The organism is Epilithonimonas tenax DSM 16811 (genome assembly GCF_000428485.1).
GTDB lineage: Bacteria > Bacteroidota > Bacteroidia > Flavobacteriales > Weeksellaceae > Epilithonimonas > Epilithonimonas tenax.
Genome location: NZ_AUAA01000029.1, coordinates 30,617 through 42,546, shown reverse-complemented (window position 1 = coordinate 42,546; position 11,930 = coordinate 30,617). Strand labels below are relative to the sequence as shown.

General features: G+C 31.6%; 11 protein-coding genes. All 11 read right to left on the bottom strand.

Annotation, left to right across the window (positions count from 1 at the left end; all coding sequences use genetic code 11):
* Nucleotides 1-696, bottom strand: a 696-nt coding sequence (locus F564_RS0113195) for a restriction endonuclease subunit S (protein ID WP_028123068.1), incomplete at its 3' end; no start/stop codon positions are given.
* 232 nt (nt 697-928) lie between these two features.
* Nucleotides 929-1,342 carry a hypothetical protein gene (locus F564_RS0113190; protein WP_154656874.1) on the bottom strand — a complete coding sequence of 138 codons (414 nt, stop codon included), beginning with the start codon at nt 1,340-1,342 and terminating at the stop codon, nt 929-931.
* Nucleotides 1,343-1,371: 29 nt separating this feature from the next.
* Nucleotides 1,372-2,064, bottom strand: a complete 693-nt coding sequence (locus F564_RS0113185) for a DUF3800 domain-containing protein (RefSeq protein ID WP_028123066.1) — start codon at nt 2,062-2,064, stop codon at nt 1,372-1,374.
* A 3-nt stretch (nt 2,065-2,067) separates the two neighbouring features.
* On the bottom strand, nt 2,068-3,687 hold the full coding sequence (locus F564_RS0113180) for an HsdM family class I SAM-dependent methyltransferase (protein WP_028123065.1): 1,620 nt from the start codon (nt 3,685-3,687) through the stop codon (nt 2,068-2,070).
* Nucleotides 3,687-6,752 carry a type I restriction endonuclease subunit R gene (locus F564_RS0113175; protein WP_028123064.1) on the bottom strand — a complete coding sequence of 1,022 codons (3,066 nt, stop codon included), beginning with the start codon at nt 6,750-6,752 and terminating at the stop codon, nt 3,687-3,689. The genes F564_RS0113180 and F564_RS0113175 overlap by 1 nt, the downstream gene beginning before the upstream one ends.
* Before the next feature lie 321 nt (nt 6,753-7,073).
* Nucleotides 7,074-7,712 carry a hypothetical protein gene (locus F564_RS19975; RefSeq protein WP_154656873.1) on the bottom strand — a complete coding sequence of 213 codons (639 nt, stop codon included), beginning with the start codon at nt 7,710-7,712 and terminating at the stop codon, nt 7,074-7,076.
* A gap of 20 nt (nt 7,713-7,732) precedes the next feature.
* Nucleotides 7,733-8,650, bottom strand: a complete 918-nt coding sequence (locus F564_RS0113160; protein ID WP_028123062.1) for a relaxase/mobilization nuclease domain-containing protein — start codon at nt 8,648-8,650, stop codon at nt 7,733-7,735.
* Complete coding sequence (locus F564_RS0113155; protein ID WP_228373906.1) at nt 8,643-9,152, bottom strand: plasmid mobilization protein; 510 nt, start codon at nt 9,150-9,152, stop codon at nt 8,643-8,645. Before F564_RS0113155 ends, F564_RS0113160 begins: the two co-directional genes overlap by 8 nt.
* Nucleotides 9,153-9,160: 8 nt before the next feature.
* Nucleotides 9,161-9,871 (bottom strand): toprim domain-containing protein, encoded by a 711-nt coding sequence (locus F564_RS19250; RefSeq protein ID WP_228373905.1) that lies wholly within the window; start codon nt 9,869-9,871, stop codon nt 9,161-9,163.
* A gap of 422 nt (nt 9,872-10,293) precedes the next feature.
* On the bottom strand, nt 10,294-11,523 hold the full coding sequence (locus F564_RS0113145; RefSeq protein ID WP_028123060.1) for a primase-helicase family protein: 1,230 nt from the start codon (nt 11,521-11,523) through the stop codon (nt 10,294-10,296).
* Nucleotides 11,523-11,897 (bottom strand): helix-turn-helix domain-containing protein, encoded by a 375-nt coding sequence (locus tag F564_RS0113140; protein ID WP_028123059.1) that lies wholly within the window; start codon nt 11,895-11,897, stop codon nt 11,523-11,525. The genes F564_RS0113145 and F564_RS0113140 overlap by 1 nt, the downstream gene beginning before the upstream one ends.
* Between the last annotated feature and the right edge of the window lie 33 nt (nt 11,898-11,930).

Sequence of the window (11,930 nt, the reverse complement as noted above, 5' to 3'; positions counted from 1 at the left end):
TTTACAATAGTATCCAATATTTTTAACTTCCCATCCCTCAGGAATTTCCCTTTTCAAAACCTCATTCCAAACCATTTTGCCACCACTTGATTTATAAGGCTTTCCGTTTTCATCGGGGAAATCAAATTGCACAAACCAATAATCATAAATCGTTTTTGCCATCTGCTCTAAATTATCATTTATCCGATTATTGAGCTCAATTTTATCATCTAATGCAGAAAGTACTGACGCTATTTTTTGTTGGGTTAGTAAATTTGGAAAACTAAATCTTAGGTTTCCAATTGCTTCTGGTTTTATTGACGGATAAGCAGAAACTGAATTTTCAGCAATACCTTGAAGATATTTTGTAAGAAATGGTTGTGTCAATTTATAATACAAATACTTTGGATTAATCTTATTTGAAACAATATCAATAGTCGTAAAACCGGTAGAAGCAATTAAATTATCTGCAATTTGATTTTCAATAATTCCAAAATGTTCCTGATTTGGACGAACAGTGGAATAAAGAATAGTATTAGTTTTCACTTTTCTTTTCGCCCTACTTGGAAATTCAGATTCTAAATATTGTAAAGAATCTAATTTGTTTTTAGTTAGATTGCTTGTATCTAAATAATTAATAAAATTAAAGCTATCTTTAGCTGTAATAGTACTTTTGTTAAGGTCAGCAATTTCATAAATACTTAAAACTTCACTCATTCTTCAATCTTTTTCACGTTCCTTTTTACCATATTTCATTAATCTGTAATTCTTTCTTTTTAAATTTACATCAAATTAATAATCAGAAAGTTATATAATTAAAACAAAATATTAACATTCTAAATAATATTGTTAAAAATTTTGTTTGTACATTTGCAGTGTTCTTTACCATTGGTCTGGAATCTACAAAGGTCTTAAACGTTGAACCCGATAATCAACGTTTTTTTTGTGCCTAAAAATAATCTTCTGTCTTCTCGAAATTTGGCGCACTCATAATATTTGATATATCCTCTTTCTCATAAGCAGTAACTAATTTGGCGGTAAGTTTCTTTGTAAAACGGATGATGACAACATAATTCCCTTTAACTATTGCCACTCTTCTGTCTTTGAAATATTTTTTTTGCTCTCTGTCCCAACCTTTTTTTAGTATTGCTTCTGGATCTTCGAGCGTGTCTTTTATCCAGTAAATTTTTTCTAATCTATTATACGATAATATAGATTTATCTTTGATTTTTCTATCATCGCTTTCAAAAAAAATATGATCAAACATTTCAACATAGCAGGCTACTTTTACACCATCAAAAGTTGTAATTCTATTTCTACAATATTCCGTATCCCATATTTCCCGCAATTCTGATTCTGTCATTTCTTGCGGTTTTATTTTTTTGTACCGCATTACCAACCGCCTTGTAAATTAATTTTAAAAATATTGAGCTTTTCTTCTGTTTTAGACGTTGCTTGTATGGTATTACCTATATGAGATTCTACATATTGTATCAGTTGCGATTTGGCTTCACTGGTTGTTTTATTATTAAATTTTGCGGTTACTAATCCTGTAAGTACATCGGCTAATTGGATGCCTAAACTTTGATTAGATGGTAACCCTTGCACCATTTGAACATCTGAAAAAAAATTAGCTTTGTCTAAAAATTTTTCCAATTCTTTTAATCTTCCTTTGTCTCTGTTCTTTTTTAAATCTACAAATACATCATACAAATTAAAATCATAAATCCAGGTTTTTATCATTTGATAATAGAATTTATAGAAGCTTAACTCTGCATCGCTATTATGAAACTGCACTAGGTTTACCTTATTAGACTCAACCAAAATCACCCTAAACCGCAAAAATTTTGAGTCGAAAAAATAATCTATCACTTCTTTATACAACGGTAAAAACTTTGGTGAAACTTTGTTCCATTTCAGTTCACCATGCACATTGTATTTTAATTTGATAGATTGGATGTCCGTTTTGAATTTGTCTCGCATTTCAGATGGCATCCAAATACCTCCGATTCCCGTATAAAAATGCTCGTCTTTATTATTCAATGCTTCTAAACAGCTTTCGTCGCAATATATTTCAAAATTCATAGCCTAAGAATTAAATCGTAAGGTTTTCAAATTCTCCTGTATCTTCTTTTCCAACTCCGCACTTTCTGCAAACATTGCTGTGAGATTATTTTCAAAAGTGGTCATTTTATTTTGAAATTCTTCTGCCGTGATTTCTACATATTCAATTTTTACTTCAAAATATTGCCCGGCGCTGAAGCTGTAATTCTTTTCTTTGATTTGTTCCGCTGAAATAACAACCGAAAAATCTTCTTCCTGCAATTTTAGATTCATTGCATTGATGATGCCTTCTTCCTCTTCTCTCGTTAAAACGGTTCTTTGGTTTTTACCTTCTTTGATCGTTTTCCCCAATTTCGAAGAATCTACCAAAACAATATGCTCATTATCGGCTTCTTTGTCAATAAAAATCACGGAAACATTGGTTCCTGTACTGGCAAAAATATTACTTGGCATACTTACAACACCTCGCAACCAACCACGGTTGATTAATGCTTCACGTATTTTTTTCTCAATCCCACTTTGTGCTGTGATAAAGCCTGTAGGAACAACTATTGCCGCCTTTCCCGTTGCACTCAAACTGTGCATAATATGCTGAATAAAAAGCAAATAAATAGCCATCGAATCTTTTTTCGCTTTCGGAATATTAGGAATTCCTGCAAAAAATCGGTCTTTAAAACTGTCTTTTTCCAAATCGCTTCTGAAATCAGAAAAATCTAATTTGAAAGGCGGATTGGAAACGATATAATCAAATTTTTCTTTTAAATAAGATGGTTCAGAAATCGTATTTCCTTTGATAATATTGGGGATAGAATGAGAAAGATTGTTGAGAATCAAATTCAATCTCAGCATATTGCTCGACTTTTGGGAAATGTCTTCGGAATAAATTGAACAGTTTCTTTCGCCAATTGCGTGAGCAATGTTCATCAAAAGCGTACCCGAACCCGCACTTGGATCATAGACTTTTACATTACTAACTGTATCGGTTACTAAAATGGATGCCATAATTCTGGCAACTGCGTGAGGTGTATAATATTCGGCATATTTTCCGCCACTGTCGCTATTGTAATCTTTAATTAAATATTCAAAAATAGTTGCAAAGAAATCATATTTTTCCTCGAACATTTTCTCAAAACTAAAATTCACTAATTTATTAACCAACGCTCTTGCGAAAGCATCTCTTTGTGAAGAATCTGTAATAAATTGGCTCAGGTCATCAAACATTTTATCTTTTACACCACTCGCTGTTTTAATTGAAAACAGATTGGAATTATCAAGACTGATGTTTCGCAAAGTTCCATCAAAATAAGTTTCTGCAAAGTTGGCTTTCGTAGAATTATTGAAAAGATATGAAATCAGATGTTCCGGTTGAAGTTTTGGTGCTTTGTTACCAATTCGGGCAATCAGAAATTTTCTTTCTTCGTCGGATAGTGATTCGTAAGCTTTTTGAAAGTCTTTTGCGTTTGATAATGTATCATTGATTTTCTTTGCTTCATAACTGAACTTATCGTTCATATATTTGTAAAGAAATGTTTGCGAAATAATTTTAAACTCGTTTCCGTCGTTTCCTAAACCGTAATTGGCACATACACTTTTAAGATCATCAATAAGCTTTTTTGTGTTTGATATAAATTCTAAATCTGTCATTAGTTGATATAAGATTGTTGTCTGTATTCGTTCACCACCAAATGGTTAATGTTTTGGGTGGTTTCAAAATCCAGCTTCATTTTTTTGTTGTCTATAAATTTTTGGATAATAATGCTCAAAACTTCATCATTAAAATAGTCGTTTCCTTCTTTCAAAATATTGGCATTGTTTAGAACGAGTAAATCGACCATTGTTTTGGTATCCATCAAAGCTTCGTGGATTTGTGATTCTTGGGCAAAAATACTTCCTTTTTCCATCAGCCTTTTATGGATTCTTGTAAATTTTTCGTCGTGATCGTATTTAGAATTGAGATTGGAATTTCTGTTATTAAGATCTCTGACTTGGGCATACACAGAATTAAGTAGCTGAATATTGTTTCTCATATCTTCCTGTGAAACTTCGTCTAAATTTTTCTTTTTGAAAATTCTTTCTAATTCTTCTCTAAGAGTAATAAATTCAGGATCTTTTTGGTCAATATTCCTTTGCAATTCTTCTCTGGTCTTGCGAAGATCATTTCTGAGTTGATCTGCAATAATCATTTCTTCTTCAGAAACTTTTACAAACTGAAAATAAATATCTTCCAAAGCAGCATTTAGAAGGTTGTTGTTTTCGTCTTCATTATCAAGATTTTCTACAAAATTGATACTTGCCAATCGCTCTTGCACGACTTTCAGAAGTTGGTTTAGTTTAAAGAAGTCAATTCCGTTTAGCAAGTCATCATCGCCTTGCAAACGAATGATATTTCTTAATTCTTTGGCTGTACTCAGTACATTAATAATATCCTGTAACCTTTTCTTATCGGAAATCTGAATGATTTGGTCAGAAAAATTCTCGGCATTACTAATATCGAATTGAAAAAGAAATTCTTTAATTCTTGCTTTATCTTCCTGTATTTCTTCCCGTGTTTTGAAGAGATTGCTGTAATTCTGCATTTCATCGCCCAATTCATTTTGCAACTCTTGGAAATAATTATCATTGGTGATTTTGAATTCTTTAGAAATATCCGCAAAGTCAACCACATAACCGAATTTATAATTTTTGTAAGGTCGATTAACACGAGTTAAAGTTTGCAGTAAATTTTGATGTTTTACGACTCTCGCCAAATATAATTTCTTTAATCTTTTGGCATCAAAACCAGTTAAAAGCATATTGTAAACAAAGAGAATATCAATATCACCTGCTTTGAATGATTTTACATCTTTTTTCCTGTATTCTTTATCATTAATGTCGTGCAAAATTAATGAAGCTTTCAAAGAATCATTATTGCCATATTTTGCTTTTTCTTCAGCTACATTCAGATAATCTTGGGTTTGCTTACCGTAGATTTTTTCAAACTCGGTAAAAAGAGCTTTTGCTTGGTCTGAACTGTCGCAAACCACCATTGCACCTAAAGAATCGTCTTGATGGGTTTTTCTGAAAGCCTTTAAATCCTTCAAAATATAATCCAACATTGGTTCGGCAAATTTTGGATGTGCAAAAATATCACTTTTGCTTATAGTTCCTTTCTTCAAAATCTCATCCATAATATCCTGCATTTGCAGTTTGTATTGCGTGTTAATCCCTTCACGAATCAATCGTAAAGTGTAGCCATCTGCAATAGATTTATTGTAATAATATTTATGAATGTAATCTCCGAAAATTGCCTTAGAATCATAATCTTTGGCAACTTCTTTTAAAAGCGGAGTTCCTGTTAATGCAATCTTAATGGCATTTTCATCAGATTTTAAAAGATTAAGAAGATAATTTCCTTTTGGGTTATAGCTTCTGTGCGCCTCATCAATGAAGTAAATTCTTTGGATATTCAAATCATAATCCAACTCTTTTTCTACGGTACTTTCTTCTGTAAATTTCTGAATGTTGATCACAGAAATCTCCGGCTCTCCTGTACTGTTTTGTATAGCACTAATGGTTTTTATGTCATTTAGAAATTCCGATCTGGAGTTGACTCTTTTTACAATTAATCCTCTCATTCCAAATTCGGAAGCCGCCTGATTGGCTAAATCTAAACGATCTACGACAAAATAAAATTTGGGAATGATGTTCTTCTTCTGATAAAAATCAGTCAAAAACTTAACATTATAATACGCCAAAGCCGTTTTGCCACTTCCTTGCGTATGCCAGATAATTCCTTTTTTTACGCCATTTTCTAAACTTGTTTTAATCGCTTTAGTTGCAAATATTTGAGGATAACGCATAATGTGTTTCTGAATTACATTAACTCCGTCAATCTCCTCTTCCAAATACGCTAACCCAAATTGCAGAATAAAAGCCAATCTGTCTTTTGATAAAAGTGAAGTTAAAATTCTGTTTGTTGGTTTGTTGTAATCTTTATTGGTCAGAAATTCATCTGTATTTTTTATCGCAACAATATTGTTATCCTTTAGAATAAAGTCTTCTAATTCTGTGCTTTCTGGTTTTAGTAAGTGGGTAAGATTGAGATTTTCTTCCTCTCTGAAATAATTAAAATGTAGATTTCCATTAGCAGAAGTAGCATAAAAAGCACCATAAACAGGGTCAATCACGCCATCCTCATATTCCATATTATTGGAGAAAATCATTAGTTGGGTAATATTCGAGAAAGTTTTAAAAGCTGGATTGGTAAAGCGTCTATTGATTCGGTTTCTTTCATCGATTACGCCTTGTTTATTGTTTGGCTTTTTAACTTCAATAAAAACCAATGGCATTCCATTTACTAAAACTGTGATATCCGGACGAAATTCTTCTTCCCCGTTTTTACAAGTCAATTCAGTAGTAACATGAAAAGAATTGTTATCAAAATTATCAAAGTCAACTAATTTAACTCCTGAAGTATTAATTAATTGTTTAAAAAAACCTCTTCCCAAATCGTCATCTGTTAACTTGAAACAGAGATCTTCTAAAAGAGTATCCATTTCTTTCGATGAAAGGTCAGGATTTATGCGAGATATACTTTCTTTAAAAATATCCGAAAAAATATTATTCTCTTCCAATCGGAATTGTTTGGATCTTGGAATATAAGTGTAACCCAATCGTGCCAAGTGCAATAATGCAGGAATTTTAACTCGTGAGTCTTCGATGAATTTCATAGTAAATCTTAGGTTTCTGTAAATATAACAAATTCAAATAAAGCAAAAAAAAGGATAACCGTAAAAGCACTGATGCAGAAACATCGTCTTTTCACTCAAATTCAATGTGGAACGAGCGATTCCCGCTCTTTTCAGAAATACGAACAGCTGTGAGTTTCTACGTTTTCTTGCGAGTTTATATTTTTTTTCCATTTGCTGTAACAGTTGTTTGAGCTTCGGAAGGTTTATCTGTAGTTTAATAATACGAATGATTGCTATTCCATACAAAAACATCTATTTTGATTGAAACAACGCACATTTAAAACCTTCATATGTTCAATTTCATTTCCTGCTTGCTTCATACCCATCCCTAAACCGAAGAAAATCTTCTGCTTTTTTAGGATTATTTTTTATCCATAATTGCATTACTTGAGTGTTTTCGCTCAAGATTTCAATCTCATTTTTATCATAGATTTTTTTCCCTTCACCAGCAATTTCATTTAAAATATCTTGGCGCAGTTCACTTTTTGCTTTGATGCTTTCTTTGTACCAATTTGTTGCGAAATTGATGGAAAAAATCAAAGTAAAAATCCCTAAAATCAAAGTTCCGAATCCACTCCAAATAACTTTTTCTTTCCTTTTCATTTTCTTTTCAAAATTCTCATAAAAATCAATGGTTTCTTGCGAGAGAATGGTTTCTGTTTTGGTAGGAATATTGGCAAGAAATTCATCTCTTTTAATTTGCTCCAGTTCATAAAATTTCTTGAAATTATCATACTTTGCATTCACATCGTGCAAACCAGTCTGGATATGTTTTGACGAATTGATAAAATCTTCCACAGCAAATTCAACTTTTACACATTGTTCGATGTTTGCTTCGTTTGAAGCAATGTTTTTCTTGTTCGATTGTATCACATTTTCCAGCAATTCTATTCCGTTGCTTTTCGTTTCTTCGTTTTGTTTTTGTTTTTGATTTTCCATTTTATTAATTTTTTTTATTGTTATCTCGATTTCCACTTCTTTTTCTTTAATAATTCGTCGTCGATTGCGATGTAAGTTGGTTGTAAAAATTCCTCAATTATTTTCCCAACTTCGCTGATTACCGAGTTACTTTTTTGTTCATTTCCAAAGTTTTCTTCATTTGAATTTTCATAAAAAACAGTTTCATCATCCAATTTTTTCTCTCTATTTTCATTGAGAATTGCTTTGATGTCGGAAATTTTCAACTTGCTGGTAATTTCAGACAATTTGTAACCTGTTTTATAAATTCTGTCTGTATTGGGATTTTTGTCTTTCTCAATCACAATTCGCATTCCCGAAACGCCGTCTTTCACATTCGTAGATAATTGAACTTCAAAACCTTTCATTTTCATTTTAAAAATAAGTTCATAAAAGTTTTTTGCTGTTTTTAATGTTTCCGTTAAATTTCTCAACATTTCAGCTTTTTTCTGAATTCCAATTTCCACATCGGTTAGCAATCCTTTCTCCTTACAGACTTCCCGAACAGCTTCTCCGAATCTTCTCCCGATGTCGTGTGATTTTACCATACATTTTCCCGAAATATCAATCCTGTTCACGATAAAATGAATGTGTTTTTGTTTCGTACTGTTATGAACATCCAATCGAAATTGATTCTTTTCTGTCACTCCAATTTTTTCTAAAGCTCTTGTGGCAATTTCTTCAAATTCTTTATCCGTCAACTTTCTACCAATTTCGTCGGGTTGAGAAATATAGCCCGTTAAAGCCCATTTTTTCACTTTAGAATTTCTCTCTGCAACAGTTTTCATTTCCAAAAACTGACCTTCAGAAGTTGAACTCAAAAGACAATTTGAAGCCACCATTTTCGCTGTTCCTTTATCATTTCCGTTATATTCTAAAGCAATTTTGGTGATGGTTCTTGTGGTTGCCGAATTATTCATTTTTCTGAATTTTTGAGTATAAATATTGATGAATCAAATCAACCGTAATTTCAATTTTCGTTAAAATTTCTTTCTTATTTTCAAAAACAGTCCATTCTCGATTTCGCAATAAATTAGTTATTTTTTTGAAGTTGTTTCCAAATTGAAGCAAGGTTTCATCAGTTTTAAATTCATTGATTTTTAATTCTTTTTCGAACAAAACATTTCGGATATACGTTGATAATTTGAGCGGATATTTTTCTTGTTTTTGAATCAATAATTCATATTCAGAATGGGTCATTCTTATCGAAATCACTTTATCTAATGTCTTATTTTCTTTGGTTTTCAAACCACCTTTTCTACCCAAATCTTGGAAATGTTTTTTCCTTTTTTCCTGGGCAATTTTATCTTCATTTTCTTTGGTGGCTTGGTTTATAAATTCTTGTAAAAAGTCGTTTTCCATTTCATTAAATTTTGTGTATTTAAAACATTTCTGACGATAGGAAGAAATCAAAAATCCCAATTTTGCAATCAGCGGACACGCTTATTGTAAACTTTGGGTACTTTTTGCACTAAAGACCCACCGAGTTTTTCTTCCATTTTTGTAGAAGACATCGCCCATTCATTCAAATCCTTGAAATCCGAATACAATTCCCGACAATCTTCTACGTTTTCCATTTCATTTTTCAGCATTTCAACGGCTCTGTTTCCCGCTTCGTCATTGTCAAAATAGAGGTCAATTTTTTCATAATTTTTGAGTGAGTTTTTAATTTTTGAAACCATTGAAACAGAATTTAAAATCACATAATCTGAACTTTCATTTTCTAATGATTTTTCAATATTTTTAAAGGAAAGAAAATCAAAAAAGCCTTCGAATATATTCACATTTTCAGAACGATTTTTTATCGTAGAAACATCTTTTTTGCCCAAACAAATTTTTGAATATTTATTGCGAATTTCGTAACCGCCAGAATCATTTTTAAACCCAATTCCGAAGTAATTTTTATCGTTAATTCGATAATGTATTTCTTGTAAAAATTCAAGTTGATTTTCTACTTTTCTTGTTTTTAAATATTCCATTAAAGCTGGATGTTGAATTTCTTTTACTTCAATTATTTCGTAATTTTTTGAACCATTTTCTATCTCTTGGTTTGAAAAATTTTGATTTTGAAAAGAAGAAAATTTTTGACTTTCTGCCCATTCTAAAACTTCTTTTACTGAAGCATTTAGATATTTTTTCATAAAATTGACATTGTTTCCGCCGATTCCTTCAGAGTGCAAATACCAATAGTTTAGATTTTTATTAATTTTAAAAGAGGCGTGATTTTCTTTGGCAAATGGATTGAGAAACCACGCTTCTTTTTCCGTTTGTTTTGTTGGATGGTGTCCGAGAATTTGAAGGACTTCTTCCAACGATACTGTATTAAATTGTTTGCAATTCATCTAGTTGATTTTTCGGGTATTAATTATTGTAATTTTCTGTAGAATTGTTGAGAAAACATATTAAATAATTGATTTATAAATAGTTAATTACTCAACAAAAGCTCAACAATTCAACAAACTTGAATTTTTATGCTCAACAAACATTCAACAAAAAAGTGGGTTTAAAAGTTTGTTGAGGATTTTGTAGAGAACTAATTATTTGATTTTCTTTTTGTTATGAATCAATTCAACAATTCAACATATTTTTGAAAAACAAAATCTTTTTTAACGGTAAAAAATCGTCCGACTGAATTGTTTTGATAGAAAATTCCGGCAAAATCAATGTCGTATCTGATGTAAGTTAAACCATTGTTTTGCGGATTAAGCTTCCAAGTTTCTTTTAAAATTGTTCGAATATCATTTCTCGTCCAATACGTTGGTCGAAACATTCGGTTCATCATATTGAGAATATCTTGCGGAACGACATTGATTTCTTCATCGTTGTTGCTTTCAAAAAACTCGTACAACAGCTCAATCATTTTAGATTCTAACTTATTATTGTTTTTGAAAACCAGTTTTTGAAGTGCTTTTGTTCTTATTTCATCAGCTGAAAACCACATTCTTGTTTTCTTCTCAGTCGCAAAAGGTCTCTCAATTAAAAACCGAAGAAAATGGGGTATTTCGGAGATAAGATTGTCGAGAAACTCTGTGTTTTCAACTTTTATAGGATTAATTTTGAGAATCCAAAACCGAATTTCGTTTTCATCAATTTGAATAAAATTTTCTTCGTTATTGGAACACAAAATAAACTTGGCGAAAAAATCAATTTCTTCTCGGTCTTTTCCTTTGGCTTCCAACTTATCTTTATTGGTTGTCGATAAATATTTTAATCTTTCCGTAATTTCTTTTTTATCAAAAAATACTTCATCAATGGCAACAACGAGCATTGCCGCCCAATCGGAATTGAATTGACTTCCGAAAGAATCGCCTTTAATGTAAGTCATATTTAACCCGAAAATTTCTTTCAACCATTTGATGAAAGTTGATTTTCCAGTAGCTCTTTCTTTGGAAACCAAACATAAAATTGGTAGAATTTGCGTGGGATATTGCAATAAAATTTTCAAATAATCCAAACCCATTTCCAATTGTTCACCGAAAATATGCTTTACAAAATTCAAAGAAAATGGAATATTATTTTTGAAATTTTCCTTTTCAGATGAAGGCTCAAATGGAATTTCGCTGTAAATATTATAGAAACCTCGAACGATTTGTTGATACTCTAAATGCTCCGGAATACAGCAAAATCCGTCATATTTGGGAATCGAGGAAAGAAAAGCTTTTCCGTGATCGCTAATGATTGTTTCACGATTCCAACGAACCAAAACCGAGGTTGTGTCGCCCGAAATTAGTGGTTTTTCTATGATTTTGTAGTAAGTTGTTCCGACTCGGATGTAGGTGATTTTTTGGCTCATCACAGAGAATTTTTATTAAACTCACTATTAGATTTCCTAAAATTTTTCTTGAAATTACTGTCGGCTTCAGACTGAATTTCCTGTAAGGTTTTCTTTTTTCCTTTAGAAATCCAATCCAATAATTCATCTTCAAAAAAATAGAGTTTCTTGCCATTTTTGTAACAAGGAATTTTTCGGGTTCTGACTAAAGTGTAAACCGTTGGTTTTGCCTTTCCAATTAATTGGCAAGCGGCTTCAATGTCGATCGGGATTCTTTTTTGAGGAATTGTAGTTGTTTCTTTTCTTTCTACAAGAAATTTAATTTCGGCGATTTCGCTCGCCAAATGTGCGACTGCTCGTGGCAGGTTTTCGAATGAAATTTCGTTGCTGTCCATAACTATTGTTTTTGATTGTTATGGTGCAATGAT